The organism is Shinella sp. OV683, assembly GCF_057787725.1.
Genome location: NZ_CM173543.1, coordinates 4,175,534 through 4,190,585 on the forward strand (window position 1 = coordinate 4,175,534; position 15,052 = coordinate 4,190,585).

Annotated in this window: 15 protein-coding genes; 11 read left to right on the plus strand and 4 right to left on the minus strand. The window is 59.7% G+C overall.

Going from position 1 to position 15,052, the window contains the following annotated elements; translation table 11 throughout:
- Positions 1-35 precede the first annotated feature (35 nt).
- The 9 genes from ACXHRN_RS20235 (at position 36) to ACXHRN_RS20275 (ending at position 9,327) form a co-directional block, all read left to right on the plus strand.
- Positions 36-674, plus strand: coding sequence for a TetR/AcrR family transcriptional regulator (locus ACXHRN_RS20235; protein ID WP_488638098.1), 639 nt, complete (start codon positions 36-38; stop codon positions 672-674).
- 376 nt (positions 675-1,050) lie between these two features.
- The gene (locus ACXHRN_RS20240; protein ID WP_488638099.1) at positions 1,051-2,361 is read left to right on the plus strand and encodes an ABC transporter substrate-binding protein; all 1,311 of its coding nucleotides are present in this window, start codon (positions 1,051-1,053) and stop codon (positions 2,359-2,361) included.
- A 249-nt stretch (positions 2,362-2,610) separates the two neighbouring features.
- Positions 2,611-3,516, plus strand: coding sequence for a carbohydrate ABC transporter permease (locus ACXHRN_RS20245; protein WP_488638100.1), 906 nt, complete (start codon positions 2,611-2,613; stop codon positions 3,514-3,516).
- 3 nt (positions 3,517-3,519) lie between these two features.
- Positions 3,520-4,479, plus strand: a complete 960-nt coding sequence (locus ACXHRN_RS20250) for a carbohydrate ABC transporter permease (RefSeq protein ID WP_488638101.1) — start codon at positions 3,520-3,522, stop codon at positions 4,477-4,479.
- Complete coding sequence (locus ACXHRN_RS20255) at positions 4,476-4,682, plus strand: hypothetical protein (RefSeq protein WP_488638102.1); 207 nt, start codon at positions 4,476-4,478, stop codon at positions 4,680-4,682. Before ACXHRN_RS20250 ends, ACXHRN_RS20255 begins: the two co-directional genes overlap by 4 nt.
- Entirely contained in the window at positions 4,679-5,788 is a 1,110-nt protein-coding gene (locus tag ACXHRN_RS20260) for an ABC transporter ATP-binding protein (RefSeq protein WP_488638103.1), read from the plus strand. The genes ACXHRN_RS20255 and ACXHRN_RS20260 overlap by 4 nt, the downstream gene beginning before the upstream one ends.
- The gene (locus ACXHRN_RS20265; RefSeq protein WP_488638104.1) at positions 5,788-6,864 is read left to right on the plus strand and encodes an ABC transporter ATP-binding protein; all 1,077 of its coding nucleotides are present in this window, start codon (positions 5,788-5,790) and stop codon (positions 6,862-6,864) included. The genes ACXHRN_RS20260 and ACXHRN_RS20265 overlap by 1 nt, the downstream gene beginning before the upstream one ends.
- Positions 6,865-7,011: 147 nt before the next feature.
- A complete protein-coding gene (locus ACXHRN_RS20270; protein WP_488638105.1) occupies positions 7,012-7,671 on the plus strand; it encodes a glutathione S-transferase family protein in 660 nt (219 codons plus the stop codon).
- Positions 7,672-7,944: 273 nt separating this feature from the next.
- Positions 7,945-9,327: an adenylate/guanylate cyclase domain-containing protein gene (locus tag ACXHRN_RS20275; protein ID WP_488638106.1), complete on the plus strand. Its 1,383-nt coding sequence runs from the start codon at positions 7,945-7,947 to the stop codon at positions 9,325-9,327.
- Between the two features lie 18 nt (positions 9,328-9,345).
- Here ACXHRN_RS20275 and ACXHRN_RS20280 read toward each other — a convergent pair whose 3' ends face one another.
- The 4 genes from ACXHRN_RS20280 to ACXHRN_RS20295 form a co-directional block, all read right to left on the minus strand.
- Positions 9,346-10,317, minus strand: a complete 972-nt coding sequence (locus ACXHRN_RS20280; RefSeq protein ID WP_488638107.1) for an NAD(P)-dependent oxidoreductase — start codon at positions 10,315-10,317, stop codon at positions 9,346-9,348.
- Positions 10,318-10,357: 40 nt separating this feature from the next.
- Positions 10,358-11,074, minus strand: a complete 717-nt coding sequence (locus ACXHRN_RS20285; RefSeq protein WP_488638108.1) for a FadR/GntR family transcriptional regulator — start codon at positions 11,072-11,074, stop codon at positions 10,358-10,360.
- A 2-nt stretch (positions 11,075-11,076) separates the two neighbouring features.
- Positions 11,077-12,246 carry a mandelate racemase/muconate lactonizing enzyme family protein gene (locus ACXHRN_RS20290; RefSeq protein ID WP_488638109.1) on the minus strand — a complete coding sequence of 390 codons (1,170 nt, stop codon included), beginning with the start codon at positions 12,244-12,246 and terminating at the stop codon, positions 11,077-11,079.
- A 61-nt stretch (positions 12,247-12,307) separates the two neighbouring features.
- Positions 12,308-13,195, minus strand: coding sequence for a sugar phosphate isomerase/epimerase family protein (locus ACXHRN_RS20295; RefSeq protein ID WP_488641959.1), 888 nt, complete (start codon positions 13,193-13,195; stop codon positions 12,308-12,310).
- A 339-nt stretch (positions 13,196-13,534) separates the two neighbouring features.
- On the opposite strand from ACXHRN_RS20295, the gene ACXHRN_RS20300 reads away from it, so the two are divergent.
- Both ACXHRN_RS20300 and ACXHRN_RS20305 read left to right on the plus strand, forming a co-directional pair.
- Positions 13,535-14,392 carry a sugar phosphate isomerase/epimerase family protein gene (locus ACXHRN_RS20300; RefSeq protein ID WP_488638110.1) on the plus strand — a complete coding sequence of 286 codons (858 nt, stop codon included), beginning with the start codon at positions 13,535-13,537 and terminating at the stop codon, positions 14,390-14,392.
- Between the two features lie 227 nt (positions 14,393-14,619).
- Complete coding sequence (locus ACXHRN_RS20305; protein WP_488638111.1) at positions 14,620-14,961, plus strand: hypothetical protein; 342 nt, start codon at positions 14,620-14,622, stop codon at positions 14,959-14,961.
- Positions 14,962-15,052 lie beyond the last annotated feature (91 nt).

The window sequence follows — 15,052 nt, forward strand, 5'->3', positions numbered from 1 at the left end:
CTTGCAAATTTTTGAGACGCGCGTATCATATTGACATGAGCGTCTCAGGTCAACTTCCTTCGGTCGAAACCAGCGAACGCGGCCCCCGGGCCCGGACCCGCCGGCTTATGCTCGACACCGCGATCCGACTGATGCAGTCGGGTGTCACGCCGTCGGTCAGCGAAGTCGCGGAGGCCGCCGAAGTGTCGCGCGCCACCGCCTACCGTTATTTTCCTAGCCAGGCCGCCCTCGTGCAAGCCGTGGTTGATGAGGCGCTCGGACCCATCCTCACCTTCCAAGGACCTGCCGATACGGCCGAGGCACGTGTATCTGCCTTGCTCGCTGCGGCGATGCCACGGATCGACGAGTTCGAGGCGACCTTCAAGGCCGCCCTGAAAATGTCGCTCGACCAGTGGGCCCAGCGTCAGGCCGGCACGGCTGGCAGTGAGCCGCAATTCACCCGTGGCCATCGCATCGATCTGTTGCGTGACGCCATCGCACCACTGAAGTCCACCGTCTCCGCCATGTCCCGCGACCGGCTGGCGCAGGCGCTGTCGCTGGTGTTCGGCGTGGAGGTGCTGGTCGTACTCAAGGATATATGGGGGCTCGATGCCGCCACTGCGCAATCCGTCGTCCAGTGGGCGGCGTCGGCGCTGGTGCGTGCCACGGTCTCTGAAGGAGGAAACAGCGTCTGACGGCAACATATGATCGAGCCAATTTTCGGAATCTGGTTTGACCAGATTGCGAAATCTTTTTGTTGTTGTAAACCGTCAGATGCCGCAATGAGGTAAAATTCAATGCCGCAGGGCTTTTATGGCTTAGAGACTGAAAGTATGCGTCGAATAATCAGATTGTTCGATAGCTCGCAGCCGCTGAAAGCTCTTGACGCATTCCATATTTGGTAATACCAGATCATGCAATAAACTGATCAGGCTTGATAATTCTGAATCGGTAAAACGAGGGTCGAGGAGGACCCCGCTGCGTCAAGCGGCATTTCCGGCAGACAATCTGGCCATGAGCGAGCTCCCGGGGAGGAAATCCGGGATACGTGCAAAATGGGAGGAAGTCATTATGCGCAAAACAGTGGCCGGTCTGCTTGCCGGTATAGGCTTAATGCTCGCCAGCGGGACATCCGCCATGGCGCAGGAACTGACAATCTTCTGGGCGGAATGGGATCCGGCCAACTATCTCCAGGAACTGGTCAACGACTATGAGAAGGAAACGGGCGTCAAGGTGACGGTCGAAACCACGCCCTGGTCGGATTTCCAGACCAAGGCATTCACGGAATTCAACGCCAAGGGCGACGCCTACGATCTCGTGGTCGGCGACAGCCAGTGGCTCGGTGCGGGCTCGACCGGCGGACACTATGTCGATCTCACCGACTTCTTCAAGAAGCACAATCTCGGTGACGTGATGGCGCCGGCAACTGTCGCATCCTATGCCGAATATCCCGGTAAGAGCGGCAAGTACTGGGCGATCCCGCTCGAAGGCGATGCTGTTGGCTGGTCCTACCGCAAGGACTGGTTCGAAGATCCCAAGGAAATGGCAGCCTTCAAGGCCAAGTACGGCTACGATCTCGGCGTGCCGAAGGATTTCAAGGCGCTCCGCGACATAGCCGAGTTCTTCTATCGTCCGGATGAAAAGCGTTACGGCATCGCCATCTACACCGACAATTCCTATGACGCGATGGCGATGGGTTTTGAGAACGCGCTGTTCTCCTATGGCGGCGAGTTGGGGGATATGTCGACCTACAAGGTCGATGGTTTCATCAACTCGGACAAGGCAGTCGCTGCGCTCGATGCCTACAAGGAGCTCTACAAGTTCACGCCTCCGGGCTGGGCCAAGACCTTCTTCGTGGAAGACAACCAGGCAATAACCGAAGGCCTGGCAGCGATGAGCATGAACTACTTCGCCTTCTTCCCCTCGCTGCTGAATGAGGCGACCAATCCGCATGCAAAGAATACCGGCTTCTTCGCCAACCCGGCTGGTCCGAGCGGCGACCAGTATGCCGCACTCGGTGGCCAGGGCATCTCGGTGGTCTCCTATTCGAAGAACCAGGAAGAGGCGATGAAGTTCCTCGAATGGTTCATCAAGGACGACACCCAGAAGAAGTGGGCGGCGCTCGGCGGCTACACCTGCTCGAAGGCCGTACTTGAATCGGCTGAATTCCAGAATGCGACGCCATACAACAAGGCCTTCTACGAGACCATGTTCAAGGTGAAGGATTTCTGGGCGGTTCCGGAATATGCGGAACTTCTGCAGCAGCTCAACCAGCGCATCTATCCGGCCGTCGTCGGCAAGGAAGGCGACTCCAAGGCAACGCTCGACGCGCTGGCCAAGGACTGGGAAGCGACCTTCAAGAAGTACGGTCGTATGCAGTAGCTAGCCACAACTAATGGGAGGGGACTCTTCCGCCCCCTCCCAACGCCTTCGGGCAAGCTTGCGTGCGCCTAGACGCGCCGTGGAAAGTTTAGAACATAGCGCATGATGGCATCCAATCCGGGTTCGGCTGCAGCGCCGCAAAGCGGTCGCTGTAAAATCTGGAAGCCGCGCATAAGCCCTTCCATAAGTCATTTCTGATTTATGGGGTTATGCGCAGGATCATGCGCCGAACTCTCGGAGGAGGAGAGGTTGGCAACCGCAGTCATGACAAATCTGGATTCGGGATCACGCGCCGCCAAGAGGGGCATGAGCGATCTGGCGATCCGCAATCTCTTCATCATCCCGACGATCCTGTTTCTGATCGTCTTCAACATCTTCCCGCTGATCTACTCGCTCGGCTATTCCTTTACAGACTTTCGCGCCTCGACCAATGCACCGGCCAATTTCGTCGGGCTGCAGAACTACCGCGACCTGCTCAACGACCCGTTCATCTGGTCGAATTTCGCTATCACCGCGAAATATGTCATCGTCTCGGTGGTCGGCCAGGTCATCGTCGGTTTCGGCACCGCGATGCTGCTCAACCGCGATATCCCCTTCAAGGGCTTGCTCACGACGCTGCTGCTCTTGCCGATGATGCTGTCGATGGCGGTGGTCGGGCTGTTCTGGAAGCTGCTGTACGATCCATCTTTCGGCATTATCAACTATGCGCTGGGGCTGGGCTCGTTCGAATGGCTCGCCAATCCCGACATGGCGCTCTACGCAGTCGCGATTACCGACATCTGGATGTGGTCGCCCTTCGTCATGCTGCTATCGCTTGCCGGCCTGTCGGCCGTGCCGAAGCATCTCTACGAGGCCGCAGCGATCGATCGCGCCGGGCCGATCTACACCTTCTTCCGCATCACCCTGCCGCTGGTGGCGCCCATCCTGATGATCGCGATCATCTTCCGCACCATGGAGGCCTTCAAGACCTTCGACCTCGCTTACATCCTGACCAGCCAGCCGACGACCGAGGTGATCTCGATCCGCCTCTACAAGATGGCCTTCCAGGAGTGGCAGACGGGGCGATCCTGCGCGTTGGCCTATATCGTGCTGATCATGGTGCTGGCGATCACCAACATCTATGTGAAATACCTCAACAAAGTGAAGGAGCGCTGAGCGATGGCTGCTGTCCGCACGGGCTCCGAACTCGCTATGAACAGGGTCGCCATCGTGGCTGTCCTGATCATCACGCTGATCTTTCTGGCGCCGATCTACTGGATTACATCGACGGCCTTCAAGCCGCGCAATCTTGCCACGACGATCCCGCCGACGATCGTTTTCACGCCCGAAATTTCGTCCTTCGTGAAGCTTTTCACCAAGCGCTCGCAGCTGCGCAATCCGCCGACGCCGGAGGAATATGCAGCAGCCCCCTGGTGGGAACGGCTGGTGTTCGACGGCGGTGAAAAAGTCGTGCGCTCGGGCCGGGGCGAGGTCCAGCCGTCGGGCTATCCCAGCCGGTTCATGAATTCGCTGATCGTGGCTATCACCTCGACCATCCTTGCGGTCGGCATGGGCACATTCACCGCCTACGGCTTTTCGCGGTTCAAGGTGAAAGGAGAGGCGGACTGGCTGTTCTTCATCCTGTCGACGCGCATGCTGCCGCCCGTCGTGGTGGCCATCCCGATGTTCCTGATGTATCGGGTCGTGGGCCTCAACGACACGCATTGGGGGCTGATCATCCTCTACACCGCATTCAACCTGTCCTTCTCGGTCTGGCTGATGAAGGGTTTCATTGACGAGATCCCCAAGGAATATGAGGAGGCGGCGCTGGTCGACGGCTATACGCGGATGGAGGCGTTCTTCAAGATCGTCATTCCGGAAGCCGCCACCGGCATCGCCGCCACGGCCGTGTTCTGCTTCATCACCGCCTGGAACGAATATGCCTTCGCGCTGATCATGACCAATCGGCGTGCACAAACCGCACCACCGTTCATTCCCAGCCAGATCGGGTCGGGCCTGCCGGACTGGACCGTGATCGCGTCGGGCACCTTCCTGTTCCTGCTACCCGTCGCGATCTTCACATTCCTGCTGCGCAATCACCTGCTCAGGGGCATGTCATTCGGAGCGATCCGCAAATGAGCTTTCGTTCCTTGAACCAGAAGTATTTCGAACCCGGCTCGCAGATCCTGATGATCTTCGGCATCATTGCGCTCTGCCAGCCCTGGAACGAGTTCCTCCACCGCTACGGGCTGACAATGATCCTTGTCGGACTGGTGGCTTTTTCGATCGCCATCAAGATCGCGCCAGAAGAAGAGCAAGACGACGAGGGCAACACGCAATGACGCAGATCGAACTTCGCGGCGTCGAAAAGTATTTCGGCACCGTTCAGGTCATCAAGGACCTGAACCTCGCGATAAAGGACAATGAATTCATTGTGCTGCTCGGCCAGTCCGGCTGCGGCAAGACGACCACCTTGCGCGCTATTGCAGGGTTGGAGACAATCGATACTGGCGATATCCTGATCGACGGCCAACCGGTACAGCATATGAAGGCGTCGGACCGCGACATCGCCTTCGTCTTCCAGTCGTTCTCGCTTTATCCGCATATGAATGTCTACGAGAACATCGCCTTCCCGCTGAGGGCAATGCGCAAGAGCCGTTCCGATGTCGAGAGCGAAGTGCAGGATGTGGCAAAGACCTTGCAGATCACTCATCTCCTCGGCAAGAAGCCCTCGGCGCTGTCGGGTGGCGACATGCAGCGGGTGGCGATCGGCCGGGCGCTGGTCCGCCGCCCCAAGGCGATGCTGATGGACGAGCCGATCGGCGCGCTCGACGCCAAGCTGCGCGAGGAGATGCGTGCAGAAATCAAGCGTCTGCACATGAAGCAGGGCTCGACGACCATCTATGTCACCCATGACCAGGTCGAGGCGATGTCGCTCGCCGACCGCATCGTCATCATGCACGAGGGCGTGCTGCAGCAAGTGGGCAGCCCGACCGACGTCTACACCTATCCGGCCAACACCTTCGTGGCGCAGTTTGTCGGCAGCCCTGTAATGAACATTCTCGACGCCTCGGTCTCGGATGCGGGCGGCAACGTCCGGGTACTGGTGGAGGGTGCTACGGATGGCTTTGCGTTCCCGCCGGAGCTGACCCAAAAGCTCGACGCCGGTCGCGCCAAATCCAGCGACTTGACGATGGGCGTGCGGCCGGAAGCGATATCAGTGGCGAGAGAAGGCATCGACGGCTACCTGCCGGTCGAGACACGCATCATCGAGCCACTCGGTTCGCATGACATCGTCGACCTCAAGGTTGGATCGCAGATGTTGCGGGCACGCACCAAGAGCGGCTTCGTCGGCAATGTCGGCGACAAGGTGTGGATCCGCATCGATCCTGCGCAAACGCATTTCTTCGACAAGGCAAGCGGCAATTCTCTCGGAGTCAGGCTCTGATGGCGCATATTGAACTCAAGGGTATCTCCAAGACCTTCGGCAATCACAGGGCACTGAAAGGCCTTGATCTCGAGATCGCCGATGGCGAATTCTTCGTGCTGCTCGGCCAAACCGGCGCGGGCAAGACGACGACGTTGCGCATCATTGCCGGACTAGAAAAACCGACTGCAGGCCAGGTTTTCATCGAGGGGCGGGATGTCGCCGAATGGGGGGCTGCCGAGCGTGACGTGGCGTTGGTGCTGCAGCAATACTCGCTCTATCCGCGCTACACGGTGCGCGAAAATCTCGAATTTCCGCTGAAGTCCAAGATCCGCCGGGTCGAGCCGGCCGAGATCAAGGAGCGCGTCGATCGCGTCGCCAAGACGTTGCGTATCGAACATCTGCTCGACCGCAAGACCGACCGGCTGTCGGGCGGCGAGATGCAGCGGGTGTCGATCGGTCGGGCGATCGTCCGCAAGCCGCGCGTCTTCCTGATGGACGAGCCGCTTTCGGCGCTCGATGCCAAGCTGCGCGAGGCTTTGCGCACGGAACTCAAGAACCTGCAAATGAATCTCGGCGCCACCTTCCTGTTCGTCACCCACGACCAGATCGAGGCGATGTCGATGGGCGACAAGATCGGCGTGCTGAACAACGGCCAGCTGGTGCAGGTCGGCACGCCAAACGAAATCTACAACAACCCGCTCAACACCTTCGTCGCCCGCGCCGTCGGCTCGCCGCCGATGAACCTGCTCGACGGGCAACTGGTGGACGGACGCGCCGTCGTGGCACCCAATGTGTTCGAACTGCCACTGGCGGGCCGGGCAGCGCAGGTCGAGGGGCGCAAGTTGATTTTCGGCATCCGTCCCGAGGACCTCTATCTCGAGAGTGGCGCACCGGTCGAGGCGCGGGTGCACGATATCGAGAACCACGGCGTGGAGAAGATCCTGACGCTGCGGTCCGGCGACACGGTGCTGCGCGCAACGGTGCCGGCCAAGACCAATGTAGCCTTCGAGGAGCCGGTGCGGTTTGCCTGGAATCCCGACAAGGTGGTGCTTTTTGACGGGGGAAGCGGCATTAGCCTGCGGCACGCGGGATAAAGCAATTTTTCATGAAGCCGACCGGCCGCGGATTCTGTGGCCGGTTTTTTCGGGCACAACACTTAATAAAACACTTAACCACTTGCAAAAAGCAATCGGATTGATATGCTGCGCCATCGACGTTGCTTGATATGCAGAGGAAGACCGATGAAACCCGTGCTCTATGCCCACCCCTTCTCGTCCTACAGCCAGAAGGCACTGATCGCTCTCTATGAGAATGGCACCGATTTCGAATTCCGCATGTTGAGTCCCGAGGAACCCGAAAACCTCGCCGATTGGGAGAACCGGTGGCCGGTCAAACGCTTTCCGATACTGCTCGACAAGGGACGCGAGATCCTCGAAGCGACGATGGTCATCGAATATCTCGATGTCCATTATCCCGGGCCGGTGCGGATGATCCCTGAAAATCCGGATGCCGCGATCGATGTGAGGATGATGGACCGGTTCTTCGACAATTACATTTCGACGCCGCAGCAGAAAGTGGTCTTCAATGCCCTCCGCCACGAGGCCGACCGCGATCCCTATGGCGTCAACGAGGCGCGCGAGATGCTGGAACGCGCCTATGGCTGGCTGGACAAGCGCATGCAGGGGCGGCAATGGGCGTCGGGCGACAGCTTTTCACTCGCCGATTGCTCGGCGGCGCCATCCCTGTTCTATGCCGACTGGACACATGCGATCGATGCGAAATTCGCCGATGTCATCGCCTATCGCAAGCGCCTGCTCGCCCGGCCGAGTTTTGCACGAGCGGTGGATGAGGCGCGGCAGTATCGGCCGTATTTCCCGCTCGGCGCGCCGGATCGGGATTAGCAGTTGCAAGCATCTTGGAGTCTTGGGCGGACGATAAGATGCCCGAGCCTTTGGCTTGGCTGAAGCGGGCCGTCTGATCGATCGGCCGGCTTGGCCGTAGAGCTTGGCGACGGCGCGCGTCCGCCGGTCGATCATCCGACTCCGTTTGAGCCAACAGAATGCTTCAATCTAACCCGGAAAGGCTCTAGAGTTGCTGTCCAACGTGAGGCTCGGCTTGTGGGACTGGATTTATCTGAACATCGACCTGATGAGGCGCGCAAGCGCAGGATTGGAATGGGGCGCTGGATGTACGGGTTGTGGGAGCCTCCGTGGTCGACGCGGTTGGCTGAGGAACAGCTCGCCCAGCGCAATCCGCATCTGGCGCGCGCCCTTGAAATCGAGAAGATGGAGGGCCAGCGCATCGCGACATGGGCCCGTGCCGGCGCGCTGGCTGTTGTGGCTTTGCTCCTGATCTACGTCAATCCCCGCATGGAGATGCTGTACTATGAAGCATTGTTGATTCTGTTCGTCCTGATCGGAATCGGGCAATTGCGGGCGGCGCGCGTCGGACAGTCTCTCGTCGAACTGGCGCTGATATTCGCGGACCTCCTTTTGCTGACACTCGCCATGACCCTGCCCAATCCGATGGCGTCGGAGCCCTGGCCAACAGCTTTTCAGTTCAGCTTCGACGGTTTCGACTATTTCTACATTTTTCTGGCGGCTGCGACGCTCGCCTACAGCTGGCGCACGGTTCAGGGTATCGGTGTCTGGGCTGCGACTATCTGGCTCGGAGGGGTTGGTGGCGTTGTGTTGTTCGGAACCACTTATCCGGAACTGTCCGTCAGAATGCGGGAGGCACTGGTCGGGTTCGAACGGGTCTTCGAAACATTGGATCCGAACAGTGTACATTTCACCAACCGAATCCAGGAGATCACGGTCTTCGTTATTGTTGCCGCTATTCTTGGCCTGAAATCGAGGCGCGCAAGCCAGCTGCTGATGCGTCAGGCCGACCTCGCGGCCGAGCGCGCCAACCTGTCGCGCTATTTCCCGCCCTCCCTGGTGGATGAACTCTCGCATCGCGACGAGCCGATGGGCGGTGTGCGCTCGCAGGAGGTCGCCGTCCTGTTTGCCGATATCGTCGGCTTCACCCGCTACGCCGAGGCGCACTCTCCGGAAGAGGTCATCTTCCTGCTGCGCGACTTTCATGCCGCGCTCGAAGAGGTCGTGTTTTCCCACGGCGGCACGCTGGACAAATATATGGGTGACGGATTGATGGCGAGTTTCGGGACGCCCAACCCTTCGCCGTCTGATGCTGCCAACGCCATCGCTGCCGCATTCGCGATGCAGGAAAGCATCGCACGTCTCAACGCGGACCGGACCGGCAAAGGGCTGGATCCCATCCGTCTTTCGGTCGGCGTGCATTTCGGCTCGGTCATCCTCGGCGACATCGGCAATGCCCGGCGGATGGAATTTGCAATGCTCGGCGATACGGTCAATGTGGCTTCGCGGCTGGAAGCCGCCACGCGCATCCTCTCCTGCCGCATAATTGCCAGCCACTCGGCAATGGAGGCCGTGTCGGACGTTGCCGCCCGCGAGCGTTACCGCGGCAATATGCGCTTTTACCAAGGCCTGGCTTTGAAGGGCCGGAACGAGGGTTCCGATGTCTGGATTGCCTAGAGCGAAAAGCCGCAACTGTTACGGAAACCGTCGCCGATAACGTTCCACCACTTCGGGATTGCGCAGATTGGTCGGCAATTCTCCCTTGAGCACTCGAATGGCCTCGGCGGCAGCACCGGTGCCCATGCGCATCATGCTTTCCTCTGTAATCCCCGCCATGTGCGGCGTCAGGATCACATTGTCGAAGCGGAAGTAAGGATGATCCAGCGGCAGAGGCTGCGTAGAAAAGACATCGAGCGCAGCGCCGCAGATCGCGCCATGACGCAGCGCCTCGATCAGGCCTGCATCATCGACGACAGGACCGCGTGAGACGTTGATCAGGATCGCATCCGGCTTCATCCGGCGAATCCTTGCCGTGCTCATCAGACCCGTGGTTTCCGGCGTCAGCGGGCAGCAGAGCACGACGATATCGGCCTGCTCCACCAATTGGTCGACGCTGGCAAACAGGGCGGCCTCCGGCAGGCTGGCGGGATTGCGGCTATTGGCGATGACCGTGAGGCCAAAACCGTGATGGGCGATGCGGAAAATCTCATGGCCGACATTGCCCATGCCGATGATGCCGATCGTCTTGCCCGACAGTTCGCGGGCGCTGTTGGCATGCGCGCGTCCCGCTTCCCAGCCGTGGCTGCGCAGATCGCCGTCCACTTTGCGGAAGCCGCGCAGCAGGGCAAGGCTCATCATGACAACATGTTCGGCGACCGTGCGCGCATTTGCACCCGGCACATTGGCGATCAGCACGCCCGCCGCGGTGGCGACATCGTAGGGAATCATGTCGAGGCCGGCGCCATGGCGGATTGCGGCGCGCAAGCGTTTCGCCTTGTCGAAATAGGCCGGCGGGATCGGCGCGCGGACGATGACGACGTCGGCGTCGGTGCCTTCGCCGAGGATAGCATCGGCCGTCGGCGCGCTTGCCACAAGCAGGGTGCCGGCGCCTTGCAGCATGGCCTCAGCTTCGGGATGCAACGGATGGGTCGAAAAAATCACGCTCACCAGTTCCCTCCCCGGAACATCGATGAAATGAATTGGCCAGTCAGCCCGCCGGCGCCAAAGTCTCGCTGGCGCTGGGCGTGTTGCCGGAAATCAGTCCCTTCCAATAGCTTTCCGCGCCTTGCAGATGTGCACTCATCAACGCCTGGGCGAGATTGCCGTCGCGGCGGACAAGAGCTTCGTAGATGCGGATATGCTCCTCGTGCGATTTGCGCGACCGCTCCATGTCGTTGAAATAGACCGGTAGGCGCTGCTCGCCCATCATGTAGTAGACGCTGCAAACCTTGTGAAAGATGCTGTTCTTGGTGGCGCGGACGATCTCGAGATGAAATTCGCGATCCTCACGCGCCAGGCCTTCGCCTGCGGCAAGCCGTGCTTCGGACGCTGCCAGGATTTCTGCCAGCCGCACAAAATTCTCCTCGGTCGCCCGCGAACAAGCCAACTCGGCGGCTTTGATCTCATGGATCTTGCGCAACTCGACGGTCTCATAGATCAGCACCGGATCGAGCGGCACGCCGGCCCGCGCAAACAGCGCCATCGCCTCGACGCTGGCTTCCGTCGTCGTCAGGTAGATGCCGGATTTCGCCCGCCGCTCGACAATCCGCATGGCTTCCAGGATCGCGAGCGCTTCGCGAACCTGACCGCGGCTGACGGCGAAATGCTCGGCCAGCTCGCGTTCGGAAGGCGTGCGGCCGTTATCGTCCTTCGACTGGGCGAAGAGGTGGGCCGCAAGATCCGGAAGCAGGCTATTTTCTTTCATGATCAATTTCTTTGTGCATGAGCCTCCAGCACGCGCTCATTGATGGTGAAGCCCAATCCGGGCTTGTCTGGAATCGCAATCATACCGTCCTTGGCCTCGACTGTCTCCTCCACGAGGTCGTGGATCATCGGATTTGCGCCAAGCGAATATTCGATGACGAAGCTGGCCGGCGAGGCCGCGCAGATATGCAGCCCGGAGAAGAAGCACGGCGCTCCGGCCCAGAGATGCGGCGCGAAACGCAGGTTGAAGGCGCTGGCAAGCGCGCCGATCCGCATTGCCTCGGTGATCCCACCGCAGAAGGCCGGATCCGGCTGGAAGATATCGGCGGACTTGAGCAGAGCAAGATCGCGAAACGCAAACCGTGTCGCCTCGGATTCGCCGGTTGCGATGGGAATGTTACCGGCCGCGCGAACCTCGGCCATGCCGGGCTTGTCGTCTGCAATCACCGGCTCCTCGAACCAGGCGAGATCGCAATCGGCGACCAGCGCGCCGAACCGCTTGGCATCCGCCACTGTATAGGTACCATGTGCATCGACCATGAGTTCAACGTCGGGCCCAAGCGCCTTGCGGGCTGCCTTGACCCGTGCGGCCGACACATGCGGCGCGCCATCCATGGCGCCGACCCGCATCTTCACGGCCTTGAAGCCGCCGCTGGTAATGTAGGAGTTCAGCTGATCGCCGATCTTCTCCGCACTTTCCCAGCCACCCGAAGCATAGGCGGGCAGGCGATCGGCCTTGCGGCCGCCGAGCAGTTTCCACACCGGAACGCCGAGCGACTTGCCCAGAATATCCCAGAGCGCGATATCGACGGCGCTGATGGCCGCCACCGAAAGACCACGCCGCGAAAGCTCCGGCATCGCATGGCCCGAACTCGCGGCGCTTTCAGCGCGCACGCCGTTGTAAAGCATTTCCCATATGCTCGAGATATCGGCGGGATCGCGGCCAATCAGTTTCGGGCCAACCTCGTGGTTGAGGAGGTGGACTAGCGTGCCGTAGGTGCCGGCGCTGCCGGCGGCATTCTTGCCCTCGCCCCAGCCGACGACGCCATCGTCGGTCTCGATGCGCAGGATCGCCGCATCGAATGTCGCCAGCCGACCGAAATCGCTTCGGTGCTGCCGACTTGCTTCGATGGGGATCTTCACCCACCAGGCCTCTACCGTCTTGATACGCATATTCAATCCCCTCACCTCTCGGCGGCGCGCCGCCGGGAGGTTCGAACGTTTCCGCCGTTGCCTACTTGATCAACGGCAGCAATGTTTCCGCCGTGATGCGCATCTGGTCGTCGTAGAAGGCTTCCGTCAGCAGGCTTGAGCCGTGGTCCTGGATGAATTTGAGCTGTTCCGGCGGAATATCGACCGGATTGCGCTCGACCATTTCAGGATACTTGGCGGCAGGCGTGCGATCGACCGGGGCAACGAATTCGTTGGTCACCGCGCCATCGTAGCCGATTTCCTTCAGCGTGCCGATGATCTTCGGCCAATCGAGCTGGCCGAGGCCGGCTGCGAAACGGTTGTTGTCGGCGACATGGAAATCGAACAGGCGCTTTCCCGCCTGGCGGATGGCGTCATACATGTTCTCTTCTTCGATATTCAGATGGAAGGCATCGAGGCAGACGCCGCAATCCGGATGAACGGCCTCGGCCAAGGCCAGCGCCTGGGCGCCGCGATTGAAGAAATAGGTCTCGAAACGGTTAAGCGGCTCAATGGCAATCCGGACGCCCCGCTTCTGCGCGTGGGCGAAGCATTCCTTGGTGGCGTCGACCACCCACTTCCATTCTTCCTCCTCGGTGCCATCCGGCACGACCTTGCCAACCGTCGCGGGCACCAGGGTGACGATCTCACCTTCAAGCTCGCTGACCATGGTGATGACGCTCTTGACGTAATCGACAGAGCGGGCGCGCTGGCCCTCGTCCTTGGCGGCAAGATTGCGCTCGCCGAGCGTCAGGGTCACCGCACCCCAGCAGCGGATGCCATGCTCCTTCAGCAGCGCACGGGTCTCCTTGATGTCGTATTGGGTCGGCTCGCCCGAGATCTCAATGCTCTCATAGCCGTATTTCTTGATCCGCTTCAGCGTCACGGCGAGCGGCTCAGCACGCATCCAATTATGCGTCGAAAGATGCATGGTCATTTCCTCCCAGAAAATCGCCTAAGCAATGGCGCCAGCCTCCACTGGCGGGTGTCTCTTCCCCGAGCCGTGCCAGCTTTCCTCAACATCTGGTTTGGCCAATTGGGCGTGATAAAACATCTAACGCAAATTTCCGCACTCCGCAAGACGAGGCTGACATCGACATAAATATTCAGATATATTATGCAATATCATGATATTAAGCGCGATCGTGCGGTCTGTCTTGCGCGCCCGAACCGCTGCCGCGTGGCTTGACCAGTTGGAATTTTTTGGTATGACCAGATTACGGCAATGGGTTGGGAGGCCCTTGCTGTCTGCGAGGAGGAGGAAGTCACCATGAAAATCGGTATGTGCATGTTCCTGTGGACCACGAATGTCACCAAGGAGCATGAGCCGCTACTGAGGGATATCAAGGCAACCGGTTTCGATGGCGTCGAGATCCCGATCTTCGAGGGAACACCGGACGACTACAAACGTTTGGGGGCGATGCTGGACGCGATCGGTCTTGAGCGGACCGCCGTCTCGGCGATGGGCGACCCCGGAATGAACCTCATCTCTCCCGATGCCGACACGCGCACGCGCGGCGTCAGCTATATGAAATGGGCCATCGACTGCGCCGAGGCACTGGGCGCCAAGACGCTGAGCGGACCATTGCATTCAACGTTGGGCCTGTTTTCCGGCGACGGCCCCACCGCTGCGGAGTTCGAGCGCTCCGTCACCTCACAGCATGTGATTGGCGACCATGCCGGCATGCATGGTGTGACGATCGGGCTGGAGGCGCTCAACCGCTTCGAATGTTATCTCGTCAATACGATGGCCGATCTGTCGGCCCATATCGACGCGATCGGCCATCCCAACATCAAGGCGATGTACGATACGTTCCATGCCAATATCGAAGAAGCCGATCCGATCGGCGCCTATACCAGGCATGTCAGCAACATCGTCCACATCCACATCTCGGAAAATGATCGCGGCGTGCCGGGGCGAGGCAACATTCCGTGGAAAGAGACTTTCGACGCCATCCGCAAGAGCGGCTACGACGACTGGCTGACGATCGAAGCGTTTGGCAGATCCTTGAAGGACCTCGCGGCGGCCACCAAGGTCTGGCGCGACTTTTCCGAGACGCCCGAAGCGGTCTATCGCGACGGCTATAAACACATCCGTAAATCCTGGGATGCTGCCGCCAAGCGCTGAGCCCCACGGTGCCACAATCACGCGTGGCGCGTGCAGCGCATGATCGCGAATTCGAATGTATCCAAACCTCACACACATTCGTTTTGTTCGATTTGTTTCAATGTTTCAAACCAAAGACGCTCAAATTGTAACAGCGACATTCAGGTGAAACAAACGAACCTTAGACCTGCACTCATCGAAGCAGCCGACGTGAATTCGTCAGGCGCCGAAAACCAGAGAGCAGATCGATGTCTACCTTCACGCGCCTGAGTGCAGCCGCAGCATCTATCATTGTTATTTCTGTCATCCTGGGCTTCGAGCTGGGGGCGGCAGCCCTCTACCATCACAACGTTGAAAACGTCGAGATCAGCCGTGGTCCGGACGTGGTTTCGCCGGGTTCCGCCAGCGAGAAAAACATCAAGACCCGCTCGATCGCCGGCTTCCAGGCTGCTGCGTTGAGCTTCAGCTCCTTTGCGTCAACGGCCTATCCGGCTGCAAATCCGGTCGGCCCTGCCGCCGGCAATATCCGCGTGGCGGTGCCGAAGAAGATGCGGTCGATCCCGTCTTCGTGCTTGATGGCCATGAACTGAAAACGAAAGAGTTATCTCGGCATTCGAAACAAAACGAACGTTATTCCGCCCTCCCTCCCCGGAGAAGACCAACTAAAAGGCGACCAATTGG